Annotated in this window: 18 protein-coding genes; 6 read left to right on the top strand and 12 right to left on the bottom strand. The window is 66.1% G+C overall.

Features of this window, described 5'->3' with window-relative positions:
- Positions 1–510: 510 nt before the first annotated feature.
- From O6Y00_RS09015 to O6Y00_RS09000, 4 genes are all read right to left on the bottom strand, one after another.
- Entirely contained in the window at positions 511–900 is a 390-nt protein-coding gene (locus O6Y00_RS09015; protein ID WP_353442240.1) for a ribonuclease HI family protein, read from the bottom strand.
- Positions 897–2,117: a YihY/virulence factor BrkB family protein gene (locus O6Y00_RS09010; protein WP_353442239.1), complete on the bottom strand. Its 1,221-nt coding sequence runs from the start codon at positions 2,115–2,117 to the stop codon at positions 897–899. The genes O6Y00_RS09015 and O6Y00_RS09010 overlap by 4 nt, the downstream gene beginning before the upstream one ends.
- A gap of 63 nt (positions 2,118–2,180) precedes the next feature.
- Positions 2,181–4,679 (bottom strand): ABC transporter permease, encoded by a 2,499-nt coding sequence (locus O6Y00_RS09005; RefSeq protein WP_353442238.1) that lies wholly within the window; start codon positions 4,677–4,679, stop codon positions 2,181–2,183.
- On the bottom strand, positions 4,676–5,395 hold the full coding sequence (locus tag O6Y00_RS09000; RefSeq protein ID WP_353442237.1) for an ABC transporter ATP-binding protein: 720 nt from the start codon (positions 5,393–5,395) through the stop codon (positions 4,676–4,678). The genes O6Y00_RS09005 and O6Y00_RS09000 overlap by 4 nt, the downstream gene beginning before the upstream one ends.
- Positions 5,396–5,416: 21 nt before the next feature.
- On the opposite strand from O6Y00_RS09000, the gene O6Y00_RS08995 reads away from it, so the two are divergent.
- Positions 5,417–6,148 carry an arylesterase gene (locus tag O6Y00_RS08995; RefSeq protein WP_353442236.1) on the top strand — a complete coding sequence of 244 codons (732 nt, stop codon included), beginning with the start codon at positions 5,417–5,419 and terminating at the stop codon, positions 6,146–6,148.
- 147 nt (positions 6,149–6,295) lie between these two features.
- Complete coding sequence (locus tag O6Y00_RS08990) at positions 6,296–7,024, top strand: Crp/Fnr family transcriptional regulator (RefSeq protein WP_353442235.1); 729 nt, start codon at positions 6,296–6,298, stop codon at positions 7,022–7,024.
- A 131-nt stretch (positions 7,025–7,155) separates the two neighbouring features.
- Here O6Y00_RS08990 and O6Y00_RS08985 read toward each other — a convergent pair whose 3' ends face one another.
- From O6Y00_RS08985 to O6Y00_RS08975, 3 genes are all read right to left on the bottom strand, one after another.
- Entirely contained in the window at positions 7,156–7,491 is a 336-nt protein-coding gene (locus O6Y00_RS08985; protein WP_353442234.1) for a hypothetical protein, read from the bottom strand.
- Between the two features lie 89 nt (positions 7,492–7,580).
- Complete coding sequence (locus O6Y00_RS08980; protein ID WP_353442233.1) at positions 7,581–8,396, bottom strand: transglutaminase-like domain-containing protein; 816 nt, start codon at positions 8,394–8,396, stop codon at positions 7,581–7,583.
- A 25-nt stretch (positions 8,397–8,421) separates the two neighbouring features.
- Positions 8,422–9,339, bottom strand: coding sequence for a transglutaminase family protein (locus O6Y00_RS08975; RefSeq protein WP_353442232.1), 918 nt, complete (start codon positions 9,337–9,339; stop codon positions 8,422–8,424).
- Between the two features lie 16 nt (positions 9,340–9,355).
- Here O6Y00_RS08975 and O6Y00_RS08970 point away from each other — a divergent pair, with 16 nt between their 5' ends.
- From O6Y00_RS08970 to acs, 3 genes are all read left to right on the top strand, one after another.
- Positions 9,356–10,174 carry an N-formylglutamate amidohydrolase gene (locus O6Y00_RS08970; protein ID WP_353442231.1) on the top strand — a complete coding sequence of 273 codons (819 nt, stop codon included), beginning with the start codon at positions 9,356–9,358 and terminating at the stop codon, positions 10,172–10,174.
- 311 nt (positions 10,175–10,485) lie between these two features.
- Complete coding sequence (locus tag O6Y00_RS08965) at positions 10,486–12,648, top strand: TonB-dependent receptor (protein ID WP_353442229.1); 2,163 nt, start codon at positions 10,486–10,488, stop codon at positions 12,646–12,648.
- A 188-nt stretch (positions 12,649–12,836) separates the two neighbouring features.
- Positions 12,837–14,774, top strand: a complete 1,938-nt coding sequence (acs, locus tag O6Y00_RS08960) for an acetate--CoA ligase (protein WP_353442228.1) — start codon at positions 12,837–12,839, stop codon at positions 14,772–14,774.
- A gap of 150 nt (positions 14,775–14,924) precedes the next feature.
- On the opposite strand, the gene treY is transcribed toward acs, so the two are convergent.
- Genes treY through glgX form a run of 4 tightly spaced genes read right to left on the bottom strand, consistent with a single transcriptional unit; the run spans position 14,925 to position 23,138 of the window.
- The gene (gene treY / locus O6Y00_RS08955) at positions 14,925–17,363 is read right to left on the bottom strand and encodes a malto-oligosyltrehalose synthase (protein ID WP_353442227.1); all 2,439 of its coding nucleotides are present in this window, start codon (positions 17,361–17,363) and stop codon (positions 14,925–14,927) included.
- Positions 17,360–19,336 (bottom strand): 4-alpha-glucanotransferase, encoded by a 1,977-nt coding sequence (gene malQ, locus O6Y00_RS08950; protein WP_353442226.1) that lies wholly within the window; start codon positions 19,334–19,336, stop codon positions 17,360–17,362. The genes treY and malQ overlap by 4 nt, the downstream gene beginning before the upstream one ends.
- Complete coding sequence (treZ, locus tag O6Y00_RS08945) at positions 19,333–21,039, bottom strand: malto-oligosyltrehalose trehalohydrolase (RefSeq protein ID WP_353442225.1); 1,707 nt, start codon at positions 21,037–21,039, stop codon at positions 19,333–19,335. Before treZ ends, malQ begins: the two co-directional genes overlap by 4 nt.
- Entirely contained in the window at positions 21,036–23,138 is a 2,103-nt protein-coding gene (glgX, locus tag O6Y00_RS08940) for a glycogen debranching protein GlgX (RefSeq protein ID WP_353442224.1), read from the bottom strand. Before glgX ends, treZ begins: the two co-directional genes overlap by 4 nt.
- 170 nt (positions 23,139–23,308) lie before the next feature.
- On the opposite strand from glgX, the gene O6Y00_RS08935 reads away from it, so the two are divergent.
- Positions 23,309–24,412 (top strand): NADH:flavin oxidoreductase/NADH oxidase, encoded by a 1,104-nt coding sequence (locus O6Y00_RS08935; RefSeq protein WP_353442223.1) that lies wholly within the window; start codon positions 23,309–23,311, stop codon positions 24,410–24,412.
- Positions 24,413–24,581: 169 nt separating this feature from the next.
- Here the strand turns inward: O6Y00_RS08935 and O6Y00_RS08930 are convergent, their stop codons facing one another.
- Positions 24,582–25,385, bottom strand: a complete 804-nt coding sequence (locus O6Y00_RS08930) for an SDR family NAD(P)-dependent oxidoreductase (RefSeq protein ID WP_353442222.1) — start codon at positions 25,383–25,385, stop codon at positions 24,582–24,584.
- Positions 25,386–25,393 lie beyond the last annotated feature (8 nt).

The following is a 25,393-nucleotide window of genomic DNA, read 5'->3' as shown; positions in this document are numbered from 1 at the left end:
GCATGCCGCCAGCGTTCATTCTGAGCCATGATCAAACTCTCAAGTTTATGTCACCAGCCAATCGCAGTGGAATTCCACGATCAACCAGCTCATCTCAAGGAGCCGCTCTGCACAATATCATTCAGACACCCCATCCAGCCGAAGCCGATTGGAGTGTCCATTACATATGGAATATGTGAAGGACATATGAGAACGACTTAGCTTTAAACGATACCCCGAACCCTTGAGGAGCCCGGAAACCGCAAGCCGCCGCCCACATGTCCCTTCATCTTAACCTACAATGTCAAAGAGCCGACAAAAATACCGACACTCGCATAACCTCCCTTTCGAGAAGCTTGGAGCATCTGGTTTTTTGCGACCGCAGCAACCAGACCGTGTGGCCGTTCGCTGCGGTGACACCCCTCTAGGGCCGCCTCGCAGAACCGTCAAACACTATTTTACAGTTCGATGGCACTTTTTGCGAAATCGGTCTTGGGATGCCCAGTGGCGCCGAACGGGGCCTTGTCGGCCTTAACGCGGATGCAGCCTGGCTAGCGCTATGCCCGCAAGGTTCTGTGCTCGACCGATATGCCGGATCCGAACGCGATCGAAACCTGCGGCCAGATCCGTAAAGCGGGTTCGGTGTGTCTCAAGCTCCGGTGATCGACATCGCGCCGTTCCGTTGGCTTGCGTGACGACGAGCGTGGAATCCCCCAGGAGCATGATGTCGCGGTCGCCGTTCTGGGCCGCCACCTCCAACGCAAGGATCGCCGCCAACCATTCGGCGTCGCTGTTGCTGCCCTCGCCAAAGTCGTGGCGGTAATGGGAAACGCCCTTGCGAACGACGGCGCATTCGATCGGCCCCGGATTCGGCCGACATCCACCGTCGAAGAACAGCTTGATCGACCGCCCGTATGTCATGAGGCCTTTGCTCGTGCATCAGACGTCCCTTGGCCGGATGCGATACGCTTCCTGTGCGCAAGGGCTGCGCCGATGGCGAGCATCCCGAGCCCCGCGACAGGCGAACCACGACGGATCGACCGAAGGCCGCCCAACGCAAGGATCGATGCGGGCAAGCCTCCATGCACGCCAGTCATATGAGCGACCACCAGGCCCCCTGCCCCGCTCGCCTCCACGGATCGAGCAGCAGGCAGAGCCTCGACGTCTATCGCAACGGTATCGGCAACAGTCGCGCCTCGCGTCCCGATTGGCGTAGCGACACCGGTGGTTGTATCACTGGTCGTCTGGTGTTCCAGCTCGGAATTGAGCTCTGCGCCGAGCAGGAAGACGTAGGCGGAAAGCCACAGCCACGTCAGCAGCACGATGACCGCGCTTAGCGAACCATAGGTCGCACCGTAATTGCCGAAGCGTGACACATAGATGCCGAATCCGATCGTCGCGCCGAGCCAGACCAAGGTGGCGGCCAGCGAGCCCGGTGTCAGCCATGCCCATCTCGCCTTGTGACGGTTGGGGCCGAACCGATACAAGCATGCCGCCGCGGTGACGCCCAGCGACGCGAGCACACCGTAACTGACGAGGCGGATCGCCAGCAGCAGGATTTCCGGCGCGCCGGGTATCAGGCTGTCGAGCAGCGCGAACGCCGCGGTCGAAAGTGCAGCGACCAAGGCCAGCATCACCGCGCCACCGGTGATCGCGAAGGCGAGCAGGTTCAGGGCGATGAAGCCCCGCGTTTCCTTCTCCTCATACGCGATGTTGAGCGCGGTCACGATCGACGACGCGCCCTTGGTGCCGCCGTACAAGGCGATGCCCAGCGCGATGACGAGACCGAAACCCTTCTTGCCTTCCGACGTGCCGACGACAGTGGCAAGTTGGTCGCCAATCACGCGGGCCGCGTCCTCAGGCAAGACGTTGAACAGCGCGCGGATATTCGCGACGACCGTCGCGGTATCGGCGACGAGGCCGTAGATCAGCACGACCGACGCCAGCAGAGGGACGATTGCGGCAAATCCGTAAAAGGCGGTCCCCGCCGCGATCAGCCCGACATTGTCGTTGCCCGCCTCGGCCCAGGTCCGCTTCAGGACTTTCCACCAGTCGCGCGCCGACATCGACCAGGGGCTGGTGGCGGTGTTCGGCACAGAGTTCGTATCGGCCAGCGTCTGGGTCCTCGGAAACGGCACGCGAGGATGGTCCCGCGTCAGCCTAACGCGGCATGACGCGAAACGTGCCGGATGTTCGACGCGTCAGAGTTGCCGCAAGGCCTGTGCCGGACGCGCGCCGAGGATCGGCCATGCCCCGATCAGCCCGATCGCCATCGTCAGCCCCGCACCCCCGACCAACGTACTAAACACGGTCGCGTAATCGGGCAGCCATTCGAACGTGAACAGCTGCGTCACGACATACCACGCACCGCCAAGCCCGAGCAGCAGGGCGAGCACCGACAGGATCACGCTGAGAAACGCATACTCCAGCGCCTGGACCGCCAGCACCTGGCGGCGTGTCGCGCCCAGGGTCCGGAGGATCACCCCGTCATACGTCCGGGCCTCGCGCGCAGCGGCGATCGCGCCGATCAGCACGGCGATCCCGGCGAGGATCGCGACCGACGCCGCAGCGGTGATCGCGGCTGCCATCTGCGACACGATCGCGCGGACCTGCCCGAGCACGCCGCGCACTTCGATCACCGACACCGACGGGAACCGCGGCAACAGCGCACGCGTCACCATCGCCTCCTGCCCCGGCGCCAAATCGATCGTCGCGGCGAGGTTATGCGGCGCGTCCTGGATCGCGTTGGGGGAGAAGACCAACACGAAATTGAAGCCGAGCGTATCCCAGCTGATCCGACGGAACGACGCGATCGTCGCGGTACGCTCTACTCCGAGCAGCGTGTAGCTGAGCGGATCGCCGATCCTCAGGTCGAGCACCTTGGCCAGTCGCTCGTCGACCGAGACGAGGGGCCCCCCCTTGTAATGACGCGGCCACCAGCGGCCGGCGGTCAGCGCGCTCCCCTCAGGCAGCGTCTCGGAAAAGGTCAGGCCACGTTCGCCGCGTAGGGCCCAGGCGCCTTCGGGCAGCGTCTTCAGGTCGGCGACGCGAACCGTGCCATAGCCGGTGATCGTGCCGCGCATCGCCGGCACCATTCGGATCACCGGATGGATGGCGACGGCCGCGACGACCCGGCGAAACTCGGCTTCGCGATCGGGGGGCACGTCGAGCGCAAACAACGCGGGTGCGCGTTGCGGCACGGTCCGCGCGATGTTGGCGTCGATGCTGGTGCGGATCCCGGCCAGCAGGACGAACAGCGTCAGGCCGAGGCCGAGCGCGACGACCAAGGTCCCGGTGCGTGCACCCGGCCGATGCAGACCCGCAACCGCCAGCCGAAGCAGCGGGCTTCGCGGCCTCGGCAGCATGGCGGCGCCGCGGCGGACGCACCAGCCGAACAGCGCGAGGATCGCAAGAACGCACGCCACCGCCGCGAGAAAGCCCGCGCTCAGGCCGGGTTGTTCCGCGGTCAGCAGCGCGAGCGCTACGATCGCCGCCCCCGCGCCGAGTACCCAGGGCAGCGTCCGCCGCAGCGGCACGCGACGCTCGCCCGGCAATCCGCGCAGCAGGCCGGCGGCGGGGATTCGCCCTGCTTCGATCAGCGGCGGCGCGGTGAAGGCGAGCGCGATCAGCATGCCGTACGCAGCAGCGAGCGCGAGCGGTGCGACCTGGACGGTGAAGCGTGGCGCGACCGGCAGCACGTCGCCCGCGAGCCACACGATCAGCGGCACCGTCACGACGCCGGCGATCAATCCGGCTACGATCCCCATCGCCGCGACCACCGCGACCTGCATGATGTAGATTCGCGCGATGATACCCGAGGTCGCGCCGAGCACCTTCAACGCGGCGATGCTGCCACGGCGCGCGGTGAGGTAGGACGACACGCCGTTGCCGACACCGATCCCGGCAATGACCAGCGCGGAGAGCCCGACGAGCAGGAGGAACTGGCCCATCCGGTCGACGAAGTGCTCGGCACCGGGCGCGGCACGATCGCGCGTCTTGGTTTCCCAGCCACCGGCTGCGAACGCCGCCTTGAAGCGATCGGTGGCGGTGGTCGGCGAGGCACCGTTGACCAAGCGGACCCGATATTTGCTTTCGTACAGGCTGCCGGGCTGGACGAGCCCGGTTCGCGCGATCCCCGCGAGCGAAACAATCGCGACCGGGCCGAGCGTGAACCCCTCCCCCAACCGGTCCGGCTCGCTCGTGACGATCCCGCCGACGGTGAACGCCGCGGTGCCGAGCTTGAGCTGCGCGCCGGTCTCGATCCCAAGGCGCTCGGCCAGCGCGGGCACGATCAGCACGGTGTTCGCGTCGAGCGGCTTCGCCCAACGCCCGCCGCGCAATTCCAGCGTCCCGTAGAGTGGATAGGCGGCATCGACGCCCTTGAGTTCGATCGGCACGCTGTTGGTGCCGCGCACCGCCATCGCCTGCATCCGCACCGTCTCGGACACCGTGCCGAGCCGCGCCATCGCCGCGCGTTCGTCGGGTGTCGCAGCACGTTGCGACGCGGCGAATTCGACGTCGCCGCCGAGGATCGCACTACCGCGGGAGGCGAGCTCGGTATCGATCGCCTGCGTCAGGCTGCCGATCGCGGCGAGCGCGCCGACGCCGAGGAACAGGCACGCGAGCAACAGCCGCAGCCCGCGAAACCGCAGGTCGAGTTCGCGCCGCGCAAGCCGCCACGCCAGCCGCCAGTCGTTCACCGCGAGCGATCCGCGACGATACGGCCGTCGCCCAGCTCGACGATCCGGTCGCAGCGTGCCGCCAGCGCAGGATCGTGCGTGATGACGATCAGCGTCGCGCCGGTCGCGGCACGGCGATCAAACAACAGGTCCATGATCGACGCCCCGGTCGCGGTGTCGAGATTGCCGGTCGGTTCGTCGGCGAACACGATATCGGGCCTGGGCCCCAGCGCCCGGGCGATCGCGACACGCTGTTGCTCGCCGCCCGACAATTGGGTCGGGTAATGGCCGATCCGGTGCGACAGGCCGACCGCCGCCAGTTCGGTCTCGGCACGCGCGAACGCGTCGGGCATCCCGGCCAATTCCATCGGCACCGCGACGTTCTCCAGCGCGGTCATCGTCGGCAGCAGGTGGAAGGCCTGGAGGACGATGCCGATCCGCCCGCGCCTTGCCCGTGACAACGCATCCTCGTCGAGCGCGCCGAAATCGAGCCCGGCCACGCGCACGCTGCCGCCGCTCGCCTGTTCGAGTCCCGACAGGATCGCCATCAGCGACGACTTGCCCGACCCGGATGGCCCGAGCAACGCGATGCTGGTGCCGCGCGCGATCTCGAGGTCGATGCCCTTCAGGATCGTCGTCGCCGCGATCGCCGCGCCTAGCGTCAGGGTGACATCGCGGATTGTGATCACCATGTCGTCAGCATGGTCGGGCACCGTGTCGTGCGCACTATCGGTCATGGGCGGTTGGAGATCTTTACGTTGGAGCGAAATCGAAACAGCAGGCGCTGGACACTCTATGGGGTCGGCATCGTCCTTCTCCAAGCCGGCTTGCTCGCAGGCTGTGATCGCAGCGCCGAGGCCCCTACCCCCGCGCCTACGGCAAACGCCGTTGCGTCGGTCGCCGCGACGCCGGCACCAAAAGGCCCGCCCAAGCTGATCCTCGCATTCGGTGACAGCCTCTATGCGGGCTATGGGCTCGATCGGGGCCGGAGCCTGCCCGATGCAGTGCAGGCGCGGCTGCGACGCGACGGGATCAATGCGACGATCGTCAATGCAGGCGTCTCGGGCGATACCAGCGCGGCGGGGCGCCAGCGGTTCGCGTTCGCGCTCGACAACATGGCGCGCAAGCCGGATCTCGTGCTGATCGGTCTCGGCGGCAACGACGTCCTGCGACAGATTTCACCGGCGGAAACCCGCGCCAACATGACCGCGATGATGGACGAGGCGAAGCGCCGCGGAGTTCCGGTCATGCTCACGGGCATGATGGCACCGCCCAATCTCGGCCCGGACTATACCAGCCAGTTCAACGGCATATGGCCCGACCTGGCCAAACGGTATCACGCGGCGATCTATCCCTTCATCCTCGATGGCGTGATCGGCAATCAGCGGCTGATGCAGGCGGACCGGGTGCATCCCAACCCGACGGGCGTGGCGCGGATTGCAGCCCGCGTTGCGCCCGTCGTCGAAACGGCGTTAGGAAAGGTACGCTGATCGTAGCGTGGAGCCCGAACCGGCCCCATGTAGCGGGCGGCAAGGCCGAAAATCGGGTCGCAGTCGACGACCATTCGGTGAAGCAGGGCGCGACGCGTCACCGTGCATGCGCGCGGCAGGACGCAGGATAAAGGGACTCGAATGCAATTGAGCGGATTGATCGCACGACTCGGTCGACATCTCGATCTGACGGATGCGGAACGGGAAGCGATCCTGCAGGCCGAAAAGGGCGAACGTCGTCTGAAGGCCGGCGACGTGCTGATGGCGGAGGGCGGCGAGAGTCATGCGCTGTATGTCGTGCGCCAGGGCTGGCTGCATTCGTCGACCAAGCTGATCACCGGCGGCCGGCAGATCCTGCGGTTTCACTATGCGGGCGACTTGATCGGGACGTCGAGCATGGCGTGGTCGCAGGCGGCGGCGACGCTGACCGCGATCTCCGACTGCATCGTCATCGAGATGCCGAAGACTTCACTGGGCCTGCTGTTTCGCGCGCAACCGCGGATCGCCGGACTGCTCTATGCGATCGCCGCGGCGGAGAACGTCGCGATGAGCGACCGGCTGACGACGATCGGCCGGATGGGCGCTAGCGAGCGGTTGTCGACGCTGTTGCTCGATATCATGGCGCGACTGCGGGTGACCGCCGGCGGGATCGTCGACTCGTTCGACCTGCCGCTGACGCAGACCGATATCGGCGATGCGCTCGGCCTGACCAAGGTCCACGTCAACCGGACGATCCGCGCGCTGGAGAAGAGCGGCGTTATCGAGCGGACTGGTCGCCGGGTGAAGATCGTCGACGAGGCGTCGCTCGTAGCGTCGACCGGGTTCGTCGATCGCTACGGCGAGATCGAGACGGCGTGGCTGCCCGCCGCGGCGTGAGGGGTTGCCGATCCTCCCCGCCTGGGGAAGTGTCGCCGAAGGTGACGGAGGGGGAGGATACCGATCCCCTGCCCTCCGCCCCCCTCCGTCGGGTTGACTTCTGCCCCCCCTGGCGGGCAGCGTCTTCGAGGTCAGGTGCGGTCGACCACGAACAGCGTAACGCGGTCGTACTTGATGTCTAGCGGGTTGAAGATCGTCTCGGGGACGAACGATCGATCGGTGACCGCGATATCCTTCAGTCCGGCCAGCTTGAACGTGCCGAGCTTGATCTCCTTGGGCGGCTGGCCGTCCCGCTCCAGCGTCACCGCATCGACGAACACGTCGTCATGCTTGGTGAACAGGATGTGCGGCGCCAGCGTGCAGACCATCCGGTTATAGGTCGCCGTGATGCATTTACGCAGCGCGATCGCCTGCAATAGCAGCGCGTTGGCGTTAGAGGGCGAGGACTGGTCTGGGGTCGAGGTCATGTTGTGCATCGCAGCATAAGTTAAGGGATCGGTGCCGTTAGGCCGAACGCGGCGGGCGCGACAAGGACTAACTTGACGCCATAGCCGCTTTATACCGGGTTTTCGACCTCGTCGGTATGGACGTCGAAACCGACCAGCCGCGCCGGGCCGAAGCTGGTGGTGAGTGCGGTATCGGTGGCGTCGCGTCCCCGTGCCATCAGGATCCGGCCGATCCGCGGACGGTTGTGGCGCGCGTCGAGCGTATGCCATGTACCGCTCAGATAGACGTCGAACCATGCCGAGAAATCCATCGGCGCGTCGACCGGCGGGATGCCGATGTCGCCGAGATATCCGGTACAATAGCGTGCGGGAATGTTCATGCAGCGGCATAGCGTGATGGCGAGATGCGCGAAGTCGCGGCACACGCCCTGGCGTTCCTGATAGACGTCCCACGCGGTCTTGGTCGAGCGCGCGAAATGATAGCCGAACTCGACATGGTCGTGGGCGAAATCGACGATCGCCTGGACGCGCTGCCAGCCCGCGGGAACGTGTCCGAACAGCGACCATGCCGTCTCGGAAAGCCGGTCGGTCTCGCAGTAGCGGCTGCCGAGCAGGTAGATCAGGATATCGTCGGGCAGGTCCTCGACCGCATGCTGGACCGCGTCGGGGGAGACGGGGTCGGGCAGGCCGCTGTCCTCGATCGTGAAGTCGCACGACAGCGTCAGGCCGCCCTTGGGCACGGTGAACCGCGAGCAGACATTGCCGAACGCGTCGAGATAATCATAGGTCGGCACGTCGGGATCGGCGGCGAGCCGGTGAGGCGTCACCAGATCCTTGTTGCGCGACGGATGCAGGCTCAGCATCGCCATCATCGGCGTTGCGACGTCGGTTTCGAAACGAATGTCGTAGCCGGCTCGGATCAGCATCGATGTTCCCCCTTGATGCCTGGTGTCACGCGGTTTGCGATGATGGATGGTGCTGGATAGCCGTCTCGGAATCCTCGTCGACGGTGATGTCGACCGACACGCTCATGTCGAGAAAACTGCCGGGAAAGCCGCTCCAGGTGCCCGAGACCGGGACCGCCTGGTAGATATCACGTGCGACGGCGACGCGGACGAGCCCGCGATTGCCGACGATGCCGTTGGTAGGATCGAACTCGACCCAGCCCGAGCCCGGCAAATACACGCGCACCCACGCGTGCGTGTTGCCGCCACCGGTACGATGCTCGCGCCGTGTCGGATTGTAGACATAGCCCGAGACGAACCGCGCCGCGAAGCCTAGCGCGCGGACCGCCTCGATCATGAGCATCGCGTAATCGCGACAGGTCCCCTTGCGCTTGGCGAGCGTCTCGATCGGCGTCTGCGTGCCCTTCTCGGGACGCTGGACATAGGTAAACTCACGTTTGATCGCGGCGGTCATCTCCGACAGCAACGCCAGCGTATCCGTCTTCCCGCCAACACCGACGAAGCGCCGCGCCCAGCTGTCGATCTCACGCTGCGGATCATGATGCTGGCGTTCGATCGAGCGCAGCAGATCGGGCATCTCTTCCGACGAATAAGTGAAAGGATACTGCCGCGCATAGCGCTCGATATCAACGCGCTGCAGTTCCCCTGGCGTGTGATCGAGGCGGACCGTGCTGTCGATCACGAGGTCCTTCGCGCGCTTGGCGAAGGTGGCGATCGCGACCGCGTTGCCGAACACGTCGTGCAGCCAGCGGATGTCGGAGGGCTCAGGGCTGATCGTCAGCGTCGCGTCGATCAGGCGCTGGTCGTAGCTTTCGCGCGGCCGGACCATGATCCGGTGCTCGCCGAACGCAACCGGTTGGCGATACGAGTATTTGGTTACATGAGAGAGCGTTAGAGATGGCATCGAGGATCCACGTCGCATGAACAGCACTGCCAGCCAAACGCTGCTTGGGACCGAAGATGCCGCACCGGTCATGGTGGTCAACCCCAAAGGTGCGTCATCGTTCCTGCTGATCGGCGATCATGCCGGAAATGCCGTCCCGACGCGGTTGAACGCGCTTGGCCTTAGCGACGCCGACCTGTCGCGCCACATCGGCTGGGACATCGGCATCGGCGAGCTGGGCGCGATGCTGGCGGCGCGGCTCGACGCGGTGTTCGTCCGGCAGACCTATTCACGGCTGGTGATCGACTGCAATCGCAACGAAACCCAGCCGGATCTTATCGCCGAGGTCAGCGACGCGACGATCATACCAGGCAATGCTGGCCTCGCAGAAGCGGACCGAGCGGCGCGCCTGGCGGAGATTCACGCACCGTATCAGGCCGCCATCGCAACCGAGCTCGCGCGGCGCGACGCAGCGGGCATGGCGACGGTGCTCGTCGCGTTGCACAGCTTCACGCCGGCGATGCGCGGGCCTTTGCGCGATCGGCAACGTCCCTGGCATATCGGCATCCTGCACGACGGCGGCGATACCGCCTTCGCGCACGCGCTGCTCGCGGTGCTGCGTGACGAGCCCGACCTCGTCGTCGGCGACAACGAGCCGTATCGGATGGACCTGATCGACTACACCATTCCCCGCCACGCCTATCCGGCCCGCCGGCCCTATGCGGAAATCGAGATCCGGCAGGACCTGCTCGGTGACAGCGCTTGCCGCGAAGCCTGGGCGGACCGCCTCGCGCGGCTGTTGCCGGCCGCGGCAGATGCGAGCGCTCTGCACCAAGGAGCGCAACCGCGAGACTAGCGCCTTCGCCGAACGAACCCTGACGAGTTGATGGTGGACCGCTTCCGCCTCGCCACCGATGACACTCGACGAGCGCCGCAGCTCGTCATCCTGACGAAAGTCAGGACCCAGATCACAAGTGTTGCGCTGTCCAACTCTGGGCCCTGACGAACGTCAGGATGACGTCGTGTCGCATACCTCTCGAACTCGGTCGTGTTGCAATGCGGCAACAGCCCGACGACGATCCAACTCTGCAAACCGTTTCCGGCTTGATATGATGTATCATAAAGCTTTAACCGCCTCGTCATTCAGGGACGACACAGGGAAATTCGATGAAGACGATGCTATTCGGCGCCACTGCCCTGGCCGCCCTCCTGACGCCACGGGCGCACGCGCAAACTATCACCGCAAGTTCCGCCACGCCCCCTGCCGCCCCGGTCAACGCCCCCCCGGTGAACCAGCGCGACATCATCGTCACCGCACCGCTCCAGACGAGCGAGCGCGACGTGTTGCAAGGCACCACCGTCCTCACCGGGCAGGAGCTCACCCGCCAACTGCGCCCGACGATCGGCGAGACGCTCGCGCGCCAGCCCGGCGTGTCCGCCACCTCGTTCGGCCCCAGCGCGTCGCGGCCGATCCTGCGCGGGTTCCAGGGCGACCGCGTCCGCGTCCTGACCGACGGGATCGGCTCGATCGACGTGTCGAATACCTCGGTCGATCACGCGGTCATCATCGACCCGTTGCTCGCCGAACGGATCGAGGTGCTGCGCGGGCCGACTGCGCTGCTGTACGGCTCGTCGGCGGTCGGCGGCGTCGTCAACGTGATCGACACGCGGATCCCGCGCACCGTGCCCGAGAACGGCTACCGCGTGAACGGGATCGGCACCTACGGTTCGGCTGCGAACGAGCGTTCGGGCGGGATGGCCGGCGACGTCGCGGTCGGCGATCATCTCGTGCTGCATGCCGACGGCTCCTATCTGAAATCGGGCGACCTGCGCACCGGCGGCTACATCCTGTCGCGCGACGCTCGCGCCCAAGCGCTGGCGACCGCCGCCCTGCCCGTCGACGCCAACGAAGCCGACCCCATCGATTATGCCGCCTCGGCACGGTTGAAGGGCAAGTTGCCCAACACGCAGTCGGAAACCTGGACTGCGGGCGCGGGCGCGTCGATCATCACCGACACCGGCAGCCTCGGCATCTCGTACAGTCACTATGACAGCCTGTACGGCGTGCCGGTCCGCTACGCGACGCTGCCTGGCCAAGAGCAGGAGGCCCCTCGCCTCGACATCGTCCAGAACCGCGTCGACCTGCGCGGCGAGATCGATACCGGCGGCGACGTCCTCAGCAAGATCCGCGTCCGCATCGGCCAGGCAAGCTATCGCCATTTCGAGCTGGAAGAAGACAATTCGGTCGGCACCGCCTTCTACAACAAGGGCCTCGAAGGGCGCCTCGAAGTCGTCCAGGCGAACCGCGGCGGCTGGCAGGGGGCGTCGGGCGTGCAGTTCTACAACCGAATCTTCGACGTGGTCGGTGACGAGGCCTTCCTGCCGAAGAACGAGACCAACCAGACCGGCCTCTTCACGCTCCAGCAATATGAGTCGGGCAGGTTCCGCGCCGAGGGCGGTCTGCGCTACGAGATCACCGATCTGGCCGCGCGTACGCCAGCGGACGATCTCCGGTTCTTCCGCGGGAGCCAGAGTTATCACGCGGTGTCGGGCTCGCTGGGCACGTCCTACGGCCTGACGGACGGCGTCCGGATCGGCCTCAACGCGTCGCGTACGGAGCGCGCGCCGTCCGCCGAGGAGCTGTTCGCCAACGGCGCACATGCCGGAACGCAGGCGTATGAACTGGGCAGCGCCGACTTCAGGCTGGAGAAGTCGTGGGGGCTAGAAGGGACGCTGCATGCGCATGGCGACGGCTTCAGCTTCGACGCGTCGGCCTATTACAACTGGTTCTCCAACTATATCTCGGAAAATCGCGTCGATCCGTCGGTATGCCAGACCGCCGCGACCCCGTCGGGCCGGATCGTCGACCTGCCCTGCTTCCAGTATCAGCAGGCCGATGCGCGCTATTACGGGGTCGAGGCCAACGCCTCGGTGCGGCTGGCCCGGATCGGCGGCTATGTGATCAACGCCGATGCGCTCGGCGATTACGTTCATGCCAACATCGTCGACGACGGTCCCGTGCCGCGCATTCCGCCGATGCGCGTGCTCGGCGGGCTGGAGGCGCAGGGCGACCGGGTGAACGGCCGCATCGAGGTCGAGCACGTGTTCGACCAGAATCGCATCGCGGCGTTCGAGACGCCGACCAGCGACTATACGATGGTCAACGCTTCGATCGGACTCAGCCCGTTCGGCAAGGACGGCAAGACGAGTTTGCTGCTGAGCGCCAACAATCTGTTCGACGTCAATGCCCGGCGCCACGCCAGCTTCCTCAAGGACTTCGCACCGCTCGCCGGCCGCGATTTCCGCGCAACGCTGCGCTTCGGGCTGTGACTTGACCGTGCGGGTCCCGTCCGCCGGTGCGGTCGGGACCCATGCAATACCGGGATCGACCGTGCGGGGCTCGATCCTCCCACGCCGACGAACCGAAATCACTACCTGCCAGGCTGGCGTCACCGCCCCGTTCTGATACCTTTGCGGCCTTGGGGCGTTATCACCCCGACGCAAATTCTGGGATCAGCATGACCGAACAGACCATCTTCCCCGTGACCAACGCCTGGGCCAAGCAGGCTCGTATCGACAGGGCCGGCTACGACGCGATGTACGAGGCTGCGACGACCAATCCGGGCAGCTTCTGGCTCGATCAGGCGCAGCGTCTGACATGGACGAAGATGCCGACGATCGCGGGTGACTGGTCGTTCGGGAAGAAGGATTTCCATATCAAATGGTTCGAGGACGGCGAGCTGAACGTCGCCGCGAACTGCCTCGACCGTCATCTGGACTCGCGCGGCGATCAGATCGCGATCATCTGGGAGCCGGACAGCCCCGACGCCGAGCCGCGCCGTTTCACCTACCGCGAACTCCATGCCGAGGTCTGTCGCTTCGCCAACGTGCTGACTGCACAGGGCGTCGTGAAAGGTGATCGCGTGACGATCTACCTGCCGATGATCCCGGAGGCGGCGTTCGCGGTGCTCGCCTGCGCACGACTCGGCGCAGTGCATTCGGTCGTGTTCGGCGGCTTCTCGCCCGAGGCGATCGCCGGCCGGATCGAGGATTGCGGGTCGAAGATCGTCATCACCGCGGACGAGGGTCGCCGCGGCGGCAAGACGATCCCGCTCAAGGCCAATGTCGATGCCGCCGCAGCCCGCGCGCCGGGCCTCGAACGCGTCGTCGTCGTGCAGTCGACCGGCGGCGACGTGACGATGCATCCGCGCGACGTCTGGTATCACGAGATCGCCGGGGGCGTCTCGGTCGACTGCCCCGCCGTTTCCGTGAACGCGGAAGACCCGTTGTTCGTGCTGTACACGAGCGGGTCGACCGGCAAGCCCAAGGGCGTGCTCCACACCAGCGGCGGCTATCTCCTCTGGGCAGCCTATACGCACGAGATGGCGTTCGATTACCGCGCCGGTGACGTCTTCTGGTGCGCCGCCGATATCGGCTGGGTCACCGGACATACCTATATCCTCTACGGTCCGCTCGCGAACGGCGCGACGACGGTGATGTACGAGGGGTTGCCCAACTGGCCCGACGCGAGCCGCATCTGGCAGATCGTCGATCACCACCAGGTCCATACGCTGTTCACGGCGCCGACCGTGCTGCGCGCGTTGATGAAGGAAGGCGACGACTATGTTACCCGCACCGATCGGTCGTCGCTGAAGCTGCTCGGCAGCGTCGGCGAGCCGATCAACCCCGAAGCCTGGCGCTGGTACCACGACGTCGCCGGCGGCGGACGCGCGCCGATCATCGACGCCTGGTGGCAGACCGAGACCGGCGGGATCATGATCTGCCCTTTGCCTGGCGCGACCGCATTGAAGCCTGGTTCGGCGACCAAGCCTCTGCCGGGCGTCACGCTGCAACTCGTCGACGAGAAGGGCGGCGTGCTGACCGGACCAGCGGAAGGCAACCTTGTCGTCACGCACAGCTGGCCCGGCCAGATGCGGACCGTGTGGGGCGATCACGAGCGCTTCTTCCAGACCTATTTCTCGACCTACGAAGGCAAATACTTCACCGGTGACGGATGCCGCTGCGACGGCGATGGCTATTACTGGATCACCGGGCGCGTCGACGACGTCATCAACGTGAGCGGCCACCGCATGGGCACCGCCGAGGTCGAGAGCGCGCTGGTCCTGCACAAGCACGTCGCCGAGGCCGCCGTCGTCGGTATGCCGCACGACGTGAAGGGCCAGGGCATCTACGCCTATGTGACGCTCAACGATGGTGTCGAGGGCGGCTCCGACCTGCACGACGAACTGCGTGCCTGGGTCCGCAACGAGATCGGACCGATCGCGACACCCGACAAGCTGCAATTCGCGCCCGCTTTGCCCAAGACCCGCTCTGGCAAGATCATGCGCCGCATCCTGCGCAAGATCGCCGAAGGCGACACGTCGAGCCTCGGCGACACCTCGACCCTGGCCGACCCCGGCGTGGTCGACGAACTGGTCGCGGGCCGGATCGCATGAGGAGCACACGCCCCGGGAATATCCCGGGGCGTGTCCTCCAGCATTAAAAGACGACGGTCGTGCAACGGGTCTTGGGAACGAGCCTGCGATTGGCCGGGTAACCTAGCACTCGGCATCCAGCCCGCTCGACCACACCGCGATCAGCCGGTTTTACGCGTGCGCAATCAGTTCGATCGACACCGGGCGCTCGGCCAGAAGGTCGGCGATACGCTCGCCGGATTCGAGCGCGGTGTCTCCCCACCAAGTCGCCATGTCGGATCGCTCAATGCGCGGCTGGGCGGTCCTCAGCGCAACGACGCAGCGCAATGTTGCGCTCGATCCCTTCCGCCGGAACGCGAGCACATGCGCCGCTCGCTCGCCTATGAGCGCGAGGGGCTCGTAAGGCGCGGTCGCAAACACTGCCGGACGCTCGCGCCGAAGCGCCAGCGCATCCATGATCGTCCGCATTTTCGGCGCGAGCGATTCGCCCTGTAAGGCATCCTGCAGCATCGGATAGTCGACAGGCCGGCGGTTGTCCGGATCGACCAGGCTTAGATCGCTGGATTCCGTCCCCTGATACACGTCGGGAACCCCCGGCACGGTGTAGCGCAACGCCGCCTGCACGAGCGTGTTGGTCTCCGCCGCAGGTCGTACCTCGGCAACGAACGCGACGATCGCCTCGAGGAACGACCGCGAGCGAGCCGGATCGAGCAATGCCCGCGCGAGGTCCTGACAGCGCTTCTCATACGCCTCATCCGGCGCTTCCCATGACGAGCGAAGCTTCGCCTCGCGCAGTGCCTTTTCCTGCCACGCGACAACACGGTCGGCATATGCCCCTAGGCCAGCGACGTCGGCTGCCGTCAGCGCATCGGGCCACGCGCCGAACAGCGTCTGCAGCAGCATATACGCGTCGCCCGGATCGACGCCGTCCGCGAACGGCGCCGCCAGGTCGCGCCAGAGCATGACCTGCGCGCGCCACGCCGCCGGGATCTCGCTCAGCACCGCGAGGCGCGCCCGGCTGTCCTCGCCACGCTTGTGATCGTGCGTCGCCGTCGCCAGCATCGCCGATTTCCAGTCGCGACCGCGCGCGATCATGTGCCGGTGGAAGTCGGCCACCGAGAGCGACAGGCGTGCGGCATCGAAACCGACATCGTTGCGCGAGAGCAGGCGACCGTAGCGGTAGAACGCCGTGTCCTCGACCGCCTTGGCCGCAATCGGCGCGGAGAGCTGCTGGAACTTTCGCACGGCCTCGGCAGCAAGTCCGGAGTCGCCCGGCCCCTCCCCCGCCAGCCACGCGAGCACCGCATCCATGACAAACTCCTCACCCGGCGGCACGAACTGCTCGACACGCTGCCGGACTGTGTCGCGGATCGCGGCGTCCGCGGTGGGTGCGGCGTCCCCCGTTCCGTAGGTTCGATAGACCGGGAACACCCACAGCAGGCGCTCGATCGCGCGGTGGAGCATGCCCTTCGTCATGCCGTCGCACTCGGCCGTGGACCGCGCGAGCGTCGCGAATGCCTCGACGCAGCGGCGATGCTGGCCATCGAACTGCCACGCGAGCAGTTCCTGGCGCGCGCGCAGTTCCTCGGGGGCGAAGTCGGCTGAGCGTCCGCTTAGGTCAGCCCAGAGCTTGGCGAGCGGTTCTGCCCCGGCAGGGTCGTGGAGCAAGGTGGTGACCTGCTCCATGAAATCGTACCCGCTGGTGCCGTCGACGCCCCAGTCGGTGCTGAGCGGTTCGCCGTCGGCCAGGATCTTCTCGATGACGATGTAGGCAGGCCCAGCCGGCGCATCGGCGGGACGTTCGATCGCGTCAAAGCGCGCCCGGAGTTGCTGGCAATAGCCGGCCGGGTCGGTCAGGCCGTCGACGTGGTCGACGCGGACGCCGTCGATCAGGCCCTCGGCGTAGAGGCGGAAATACAGCGCGTGCGTGGCGTCGAACACGATGGGGTCTTCGGCGCGGAGGCCGGCGAGGTCGTTGATCGTGAAGAACCGCCGCCAGTTGAGTTCGTCGTTCGCGACGCGCCACGACGCCAGACGGTAGTGCTGGCGGTCGATCAGCGCGGCGATGTCGGCGGTTGCCGCGGTTGCTTGGTCCTCGTCGCGGAGGGGCAAGCGGTGTTCGCCGTATGCTTCGAGGACGTAGCGGCCGTCGACCTGCTCGACCTTCAGCGCGCCGCTCGCGAGCGTTTCGGCGAGCGGATCGCCGAGGATCGGGAGGACGAGCTTCTCGTGCCAGTCGATGTCGAAGTAGCGCGCAAATTCGCTGCCTTCACCGTGTTTTAGGACGTCATTCCACCATGCGTTCTCACCGCCGGCAACGCCCATGTGGTTCGGAACGATGTCGATGATGACGCCCATTTCTCGCGCGCGCAGAGCGGCGACAAGGCTTCGAAAGGCGTCCTCGCCACCGAGTTCGGGGTTGATCCGGGTCGGATCGACCACGTCGTAGCCGTGCGTGGACCCGCTACGCGCGGTGGTGATCGGCGAGGCGTAGAGGTGGCTGATCCCGAGCTCGTCGAGATACGGCACCAGCGCTTCGGCATCGGCGAAGGTGAAGTCCTTGTGGAACTGGAAGCGATAGGTTGCGCGCGGCGTTGTAGGCGGGATCATGCGGGTCTCGTGGCGTTGAGCGTGTCGATACGGGCGACAACTCCGGGGCGTTGCAGGAGCGCTTCAGTCGTGTCGGGCATGCGGCGGCGCCAGTTGGGGTGTTCGTCGATCGTGCCGGGGAGGTTGGGTTGCTCGACTAGTCCGGCGAGATCCTCGATCGGGATGATGGCGAGCGCGCAGGGCGTCCTGGCGACATGGGCAACGGCGGCGTCGACGACCGGATCGGTGTCTTCGGGGATTGGCTGTTCAGTGCCGGTGTCGAATGCAGACCAGAGCGCGACGCGGTCTTCGGCGCGAGCGGCAAGGTCCGTGGGTTTGTCGGCAGCGTCGGATTTGCGTCCGAGGTCCCATGTCCAGTCGATATCACGGCCGCTCCACCAGCCTGCGACGGTGGCAAGGTCGTGCGTACCGGTCATCGCCACCGCGTCGCGCGACCATTTGGCGGGCGGCACGAAGCCGTCCGCGTCGCGTTCGAACCACAACACCCGCATCCCGAGCATAGCGCGACTATCCATCGCCTCGCGGAAGCCGTCGGGGACAGTGCCGAGGTCTTCGCCGATGACGATTGCCTTGGCACGCTGCGATTCCATCGCGACGATCCGCATCAGGTCTTCGAACGGCATGTCGAGATACGCGCCCTCAGCGGCAGACGCGCCTTCGGGCACGACCCAAAGGCGGCGGAGGCCGAACGCGTGGTCGATGCGGATGCCACCGGCATGCGCGAGCGCTGCGCGGATGGTTGCGATGAAGGGAGCGAGGCCAGTATCGCGTAGGGCTTGTGGGTCGAACCCGGTGATGCCCCAGCTTTGCCCGTCTGGCCCGAGCGGATCGGGCGGTGCGCCGATCGAGAGGCCGGTGAGCAAGTCGCTATGCCGGCTCCAGCCGTGGCTGCCGCCGGGGTCCATGCCGACGGCGAGATCGGCGATGAGGCCGATCGCCATGCCAGCGTTCTTGGCGGCCGTCTGCGCGGCATTGAGGTCGCGGCGCGCCAGCCATTGGAGGAAGATGTAGAACTTGACGTCGTCCACATGCTCCGCGACGAAGCGGCGGACGGCGAGACTAGCGGGATCGTGATACTCAGCGGGCCATTGCTGCCAGCCGCGTGCACCCGTGATCGCGAAGAAGTGCGCGTGGAGGGCGTCGAACTCGGCATGGCGTTCGAGGTCGTTGCCGCCTTGCCCCCTGAACGCTGTCAGCGTTTCCTCAATCTGTGGAAGCACTTGATCGAAGCTCTTGCGTTGTTGCGCGAGCTTTTCGGGGATCGCGGCGTGCCAGTCGATCAGTTCGGGAAAGTCGCGGCCGTCGGACAGTGCCCCAAATGCGGCCGGGTCACCGTACAGGCCATTGAGGAATTGCCGGCTCGAGGGTGCGTAGGGGCTGTACCGGCTGGCGTCGGCAGGGAACAGCGCGTGGGTGGGGCTGATCGCGAGGGCATCGGCGCCGCGTTGGCCGAAGGCTCGGGCGGCGTCGGCTAGCGAAACGAAGTCGCCGAACGCCTTCGGCACGTCGGTGCGGAGGCTCGGGATCTGGACGGCGGGCGCCCAGATTTTGCAGCCCGGTAGCGCGTCGGCGATCGTATAGCAGCGGCGTGGCGCTACGAGAATGTCAATGACTTCGCCATTGATTTCAAGCTTGTGGTAGCCGCTCTTGCTTATCGGACTCAACTCGCCGTTATCGACTGTGACGGAGCGCGTCGTACCGTCTTCGAACGTAAGTTCGGCGCTGCCTGATACCTTCGATGTCAGCCGGATCGGGTCTCCCACATCGACCGACAAGAAGCGGACGCCCTGCGCGTCTCGCGCATTGATCGCGGCGAGGCTTTCGGTGATCTGCTTTTCGCTTCCGGACGGATGGCCGAGACGATCCAGGATCGCCTGTAACGCGCGGTCGGCGACGGTCTGGCGACGACCCGCTGCGTCCTGCCATTCGGGTTGCAGGCCGGCCGCGACAGCGAGTGTTCGGAGGCTGCTCATCGATCCAGCCAGACTGCCACGCTGGCAGCCTCACCGGGTTCGCCATCGGCGAAGATGGGCGAAGTCTCTTGTGCAGGAAAATCAACGACTTCATCGCCGAGGTTGAGCGCAATCATGAGGATTGCGCCGTCACCCATTTTCCAGCGCGCAACGACCGCCCCCTGGCCGATCGCTTCGGCACCGATCGCTGTCGTTCCCAGCAGGCGGGGGACGACCTGCTCGTGGCGGATCTTGAGCAGGGTGCGGTACAGGTCCTGCCACTCGGCCGCATCGGCGCCGGGATGCGCGCGCGAGCGGAGGAAGGTTTCATGCGCGTTCGGGTCGGGGATTGCCTTACGTGCTTCGGGGTCGGCGAAGGCGGCGAACTTGGCGAATTCCTTGCGCCGGCCTTCGCGCACCGCGTCGGCCAGTTCGTCGTGGAAGTCGGTGAAGAACAGGAACGGGCTTTCACTGCCGTGCTCGTCGCCGATGAAGAGCAGCGGGATCTGCGGGCCGAGCAGGAGCAACGCGGTGGCGGCGCGGAGCTTCTGGCGGTCGGCGAGCAGCGTCAGGCGTTCGCCCATCGCGCGGTTGCCGATCTGGTCGTGGTTCTGGAGGAACGCAACGAACGCGGTCGGCGAGAGGTGCGCGCTAGGCTTGCCGCGCGGCTTGCCGTCGTGGTTGGGCGAGCCTTCGCCCTGGTAGATGAAGCCTTCGCCCAAGCAGCGCGCAAGGCGTTCGGCGGGGCGGTCGGCGAAGTCGGCATAATAGGCGCTGGTCTCGCCGGTGAGCAGGACGTGGAGGACGTTGTGGAAGTCGTCGTTCCACTGCGCATCGAACGCGGCGGGGTGGAGCCGGTCGGCATCGTTGCCCTCGTTCTCGAGGACGAGGTGGACGTGGCGGCCGGCGGTCTTCTCGCGCAGTTCGGCGGCCATCGCGTCGAGGAAGGCGTCGTTCTCGATCGCGTGGACTGCGTCGAAGCGGAGGCCGTCGAACTTGTACTCGTTTAGCCACATCAGCGCGTTGTCGACGAAATAGCGGTGGACCGGCGCTTGGTCGACCGCGACCGCGCCTCCCCAGGGAGTGTCGACTTCGGGGTGGAAGAAGCCCTTCGCATAGGCGCCGAGGTAGTTTCCGTCGGGGCCGAAGTGATTGTAGACCACGTCGAGGAACACGGCGAGACCGAGTTCGTGGGCGCGGTCGACCAGTGCCTTCAACTCGTCGGGGGTGCCGTAGCTTTCGGCGGGGGCGTAGGGCAGCACGCCGTCATAGCCCCAGTTGCGGGTGCCGCCGAACGCGTTGACGGGCATGAGCTCAATCGCGGTGATGCCGAGTTCGGCGATCGCCGGAAGGTGGCCCGCGACGCCTGCGAAGCCGCCGAGCGTGCCGACATGGACCTCCTGGATGACCATCTCTTCCCACGGTCGGCCGCGCCAATCCGGGGTGCGCCATTGGTAGACTTCGGGATCGACGACCACGCTCCAGCCGTGGACGCCGCCGTCTTGTGCCCGTGCAGCGGGGTCTGGGACGGTCAGGTCGTCCGCGAGCCGGAACCGATACCGAGCACCGGCGCCGACCGGTGCCGTCGCGCTGAACCAGCCCTCCGGTTCGGGGGTCATCTGAACTGCGTCGCCATCGGCGATTTCGAGTGTCACCACATCGCGGTCAGGTGCCCAGAGACGGAAGACCGTCCCGTCGTCGGCGAGCGTCGGTCCCCAGGTCATGCCGCTGCGATCGTCCAAGAGAGTAATGCCGCGCCCTGTTGTGGCAGTTCGTAGCTGTCCTTGATCAGGGTCGCGCCCTGCTCCGGCTTGCTGCTGTCGATCAGCACGGTACGCTCGACCTCTGCCGGCGGTGGCATGTGGAAGGTCAGCGGACCTTCCGAGGCGTTGAGCAGCAACGAGATGACCTGCACCTCACCCGACTCCTGCTCGCACGCGCGGCGCATCACCAGCGCGCGGCCATTGGTGTTGTCCCAGTCCTCCGGCGTCAGTTGCAGGCCGCGCTCGTCCCACCATTCGATGTCCTTGAGGCCTTCCGCGGGCGTGTCCTCGCCGTAGAGGAAGTTGCCGGCGCGGAGCATCGGGTAGTCGCGGCGGAGCGCGATCAGGTGCGCGGTGAAGTCGATCAGCGCGTCGCCTTCGGGCGACTTCGCCTTGTTCCAGTCGAGCCAGCTGATCTCGTTGTCCTGGCAATACGCGTTGTTGTTGCCGTTCTGCGTGCGGCCGAACTCGTCGCCCGCGACCAGCATCGGCGTGCCGAGCGAGGCGAACAGCGTGGTCAGCATCGAGCGCATCACGCGCGACCGGGTCTCCAGGATCGCGGGATCTTCGGCCGGGCCTTCGACACCCCAGTTGCGCGAGCAGTTGTTCGAGTGGCCGTCGTTATTGTCCTCGCCGTTCGCCTCGTTGTGGCGCTCCTCGTAGGCGACGGTGTCGGCGAGCGTGTAGCCGTCATGCGCGCCGAGCAGGTTGACGCTTGCCCACGGACGGCGTGCGCGGCGGTCGAACAGGTCGGCGGACCCGGTGAGGCGGGCGGCGAGATCGGCCCGCTGCGCGTGGTCGCCACGCCAGAATTTCCGCACGGTGTCGCGGTACTTGTCGTTCCACTCGGCGAAACCGGGGGGGAAGTTGCCGAGCTGATAGCCGCCGGGACCGATGTCCCAGGGCTCGGTGATCAGCTTCAGCTTGCCGAGCACGGGGTCCTGGCGGAGCACGTCGAAAAACCCTGCGCCGGGATCGAAGCCGGTATCCGTCCGGCCCAGCGTCAGGCCGAGATCGAAGCGGAAGCCGTCGATGCCGAAGCTGGTCGCCCAGTAACGCAGCGAGTCCGCGACCATCTGGATTACGCGGGCCTTGGTGAGGTTCAGCGTGTTGCCGGTGCCGGTGTCGTTGATCGAGTAGCGCGGGTCGTCCTTGACGAGGCGATAGTAGCTGGCGTTGTCGAGGCCGCGCCACGAGAGCGTCGGGCCTTGCTCCGAGCCTTCGCAGGTGTGGTTGTAGACGACGTCGAGGATCACCTCGATCCCGGCGGCGTGGAGGCGGCGGATCGAACGGCGGAGTTCGTCGTGGCTGTCGGTGGCGAAGAACGAGCGCTCGGGCGTGAAGAAACTGAGGGTGTTGTAGCCCCAGTAATTGCGCAGGCCCTTTTCCTGGAGGAAGCGGTCCTGAATGTAGGTGTGGATCGGCAGCAGCTCGATCGCGGTGACGCCGAGGCGCTTGAGGTGATCGATGACCTTGGGGTTGCCCAGCGCCGCGAAGGTGCCGCGCTCGGACGGCTGGACCTCCTCGAACAGCTTCGTCAGGCCCTTGGTATGCGCCTCGTAGATCACCGTCTCGGACCACGGCGTGTTCGGGCGCACGTCGCGCGACCAGTCGAAATGGCTGTCGGTCACGACGCCCTTGGGCATCGTCAGCGCGCTGTCGCGGCGATCGAAGCTCAGGTCCGCGCGCGGCGACTTGACCTGATAGCCGTACATCGCGTCAGTCCAGCGGAGTTCGCCGATCATTTGCTTGGCGTACGGGTCGAGCAGCAGCTTGTTCGGGTTGAAGCGGTGGCCTTCCTCAGGGGCGTACCGGCCGTGCGCACGGTAGCCGTAGACGAGGCCGGGCTGTGCGTCGGGGAGGTAGCCGTGCCAGACTTCGTCGGTCCATTCGGGCAGCGGATACCGCTTCAGCTCGCGGCGGCCGGTCTCGTCATAGACGCAAAGTTCGATCTTCTCGGCATTGGCGGAATAGACCGCGAAGTTGACGCCGAGCCCGTCGAAGGTCGCGCCGAGGGGATAGGCCGAGCCGGCGTCGAGCGTGTCGGGCAGTAGATGCAATGCTTGGACCCTTTTCGTGTCGCCGACCGAACTTTATCGCGGTGCAGCATTCCTTGCCGTGAAACCCGCCCGCCCGTTCCTATGTTCCGCCAGCAGCGGCGAGTTTTCGCCGCACCATCTCACCGATCAAGGGACTTGCGCATGCCTTCCACCATCCGATCGATCGCCGCATGAGCGGGCCGAAACTGTTCGAGCCGCTTCAGGTCGGCAACCTCACGCTCGCCAACCGGATCGTGATCGCGCCGATGTGCCAGTATTCGGCGACCAACGGCTGCATGAACGACTGGCACCAGATTCACCTGGGGCAGCTCGCGCTGTCGGGCGCGGCGCTGCTGACGATCGAGGCGAGCGCGGTGCTGCCCGATGGCCGGATCACGTATGGCGACGTCGGGCTGTACGACGATGCGACCGAGGCGGCGATGGCGGGTGTGATCGAAAGCGTGCGGCGCTGGTCGGACATGCCGATCGCAATCCAGTTGTCGCACGCCGGGCGGAAAGCGTCGTGCGAGGTACCTTGGAAGGGCGGACTCCAGATCGCACCGGGCGAGCCGAACGGGTGGCAGACCGAGGGGCCTTCGACGGTGCCGTTCCTGCCCGAGGAGAACGCGCCGGTCGCGCTCGACGCCGAGGGTTTGGCGCGGGTGCGCGATGCGTTCGTGGCGGCGACGGTACGCGCGGCGCGGCTCGGGATCGACGCGGTGCAGTTGCATGCGGCGCATGGGTATCTGCTGCACGAGTTCCTGTCGCCGCTGTCGAACCGGCGTGAGGACGAGTATGGCGGCAGTCTCGAGAACCGGATGCGGTTCCCGCTCGAGGTGTATGACGCGGTTCGCGCTGCATTCCCGGCCGAGCGTGCGGTGACGATGCGCGTGTCGGGGACCGACTGGGCCGAGGGCGGCTGGGATTCGGAACAGACGGTGGCGTTTGCGAAGGCGCTGGAGGCGCGCGGTTGCAGTGCGATCCATGTGTCGAGTGGCGGCATCACGCCCGCGCAGCAGATCCCGGTCGGGCCAAGCTATCAGGTGCCGCTCGCGCGGGCGGTGAAGCAGGCGGTGTCGATCCCGGTCGTTGCGGTCGGGCTGATCACTGATTTCGAGCAGGCCGAGGCGATCGTCGGGACGGGCGATGCAGACATGATCGCGCTGGCTCGGACGATTTTGTACGATCCGCGCTGGCCCTGGCATGCGGCGGCGCATCTTGGGGGTAAGGTCAAGGCGCCGAAGCAGTATCTGCGGTCGCAGCCGCGGCAGTTTAAGGACTTGTTCGAGGGGTAACCCGCCGCCCCTGCAATCCTCCCCCGCCAGGGGGAGGTGGCGCGGAGCGACGGAGGGGGAGGAACACGCAACATCTGTTGCACCTGCCTCCCCCTCCGTCAGGCTGCGCCTGCCACCTCCCCCTCGCGGGGAAGGATTTCTTAGTTACGCACTGGCGATGCCTGAGCGTTCACCCCGCGACGGTCATCACCGAACCCGAGTCTACCCGGATATCCGCGCCATTGATGAAGCTCGCCCGCTCCGAGCACAGGAACACGATCGCCGACGCGACCTCTTCCGCCGTCCCGCGACGCTTCAAGGTCATCCCCGGCCGCTCTTCCTCGAGAAACGTCTCGATCGCCTCGTCGAAGCTCATGCCCTTCTCGTCGGCACGCTTCTGCATCATCTTGTCGGTCATCGGCGTCGCGATGAACGCGGGCGACACCGTGTTCACCAGCACGTTGTGGCAGCCGTAAGCCTTCGACAGCCCCTTCGACAGGCTGGAGATGCCCGCCTTCGACGCGCAATAGGCGAGCTCGTCGACATAGGGCTGCGCCGCGTCCTCGGAGCTCATCAGGACGATGCGGCCCCATTTGGCGGCGCGCATCGCCGGGATCGCCTCGCGGCAGACGCGGACTGCGCCCATCAGGTTGATGTCGAGCGTCGACTGCCAGCCGGCATCGTCGACATCGAGGAAGTCGCCGGTCGCACCGGTCACGCCTGCGCAATTGACCAGGATGTCGGGTTCGCCGAGCTGTTCGCGGACCTTGGCGAACAGCGCCTTCACGTCGTCGAGCTTTGTCAGGTCCGCCTCGACCGCGATCACTTCACCGTGCGCCTTCAGGTCTTCGACACTGGCGTCGAGGTCGCCGCCGGGTTGATCGGTGATCGCGACGCGGACGCCTTCCTGGAGCAGCATCCGGGCGGTTTCCTTGCCCATGCCACTGTCCGCGCCGGTGATGAGCGCGATCTTGCCCGTGATATCTAGGTTCATGCTGTCGT

The sequence above is a fragment of the Sphingomonas faeni genome (assembly GCF_040407565.1).
Classification (GTDB): Bacteria; Pseudomonadota; Alphaproteobacteria; order Sphingomonadales; family Sphingomonadaceae; genus Sphingomonas; species Sphingomonas faeni_F.
The sequence above is the reverse complement of the archived record's forward strand: the minus strand, read 5'-3'. Positions and strand labels throughout refer to the sequence as shown.

Bases quoted from the DNA above. Each gene is read 5' to 3' on its own strand.
- O6Y00_RS09015 (WP_353442240.1), bottom strand. From the start codon at position 900: ATGACATACGGGCGGTCGATCAAGCTGTTCTTCGACGGTGGATGTCGG.
- treZ (WP_353442225.1), bottom strand. From the start codon at position 21,039: ATGACCTGGGGACCGACGCTCGCCGACGACGGGACGGTCTTCCGTCTC.
- O6Y00_RS08930 (WP_353442222.1), bottom strand. From the start codon at position 25,385: ATGAACCTAGATATCACGGGCAAGATCGCGCTCATCACCGGCGCGGAC.
- treY (WP_353442227.1), bottom strand. From the start codon at position 17,363: ATGATCCCGCCTACAACGCCGCGCGCAACCTATCGCTTCCAGTTCCAC.
- O6Y00_RS09000 (WP_353442237.1), bottom strand. From the start codon at position 5,395: ATGACCGATAGTGCGCACGACACGGTGCCCGACCATGCTGACGACATG.
- O6Y00_RS08935 (WP_353442223.1), top strand. From the start codon at position 23,309: ATGAGCGGGCCGAAACTGTTCGAGCCGCTTCAGGTCGGCAACCTCACG.
- O6Y00_RS08985 (WP_353442234.1), bottom strand. From the start codon at position 7,491: ATGACCTCGACCCCAGACCAGTCCTCGCCCTCTAACGCCAACGCGCTG.
- O6Y00_RS08975 (WP_353442232.1), bottom strand. From the start codon at position 9,339: ATGCCATCTCTAACGCTCTCTCATGTAACCAAATACTCGTATCGCCAA.
- O6Y00_RS08970 (WP_353442231.1), top strand. From the start codon at position 9,356: ATGAACAGCACTGCCAGCCAAACGCTGCTTGGGACCGAAGATGCCGCA.
- O6Y00_RS08980 (WP_353442233.1), bottom strand. From the start codon at position 8,396: ATGCTGATCCGAGCCGGCTACGACATTCGTTTCGAAACCGACGTCGCA.
- malQ (WP_353442226.1), bottom strand. From the start codon at position 19,336: ATGAGCAGCCTCCGAACACTCGCTGTCGCGGCCGGCCTGCAACCCGAA.
- acs (WP_353442228.1), top strand. From the start codon at position 12,837: ATGACCGAACAGACCATCTTCCCCGTGACCAACGCCTGGGCCAAGCAG.
- O6Y00_RS08965 (WP_353442229.1), top strand. From the start codon at position 10,486: ATGAAGACGATGCTATTCGGCGCCACTGCCCTGGCCGCCCTCCTGACG.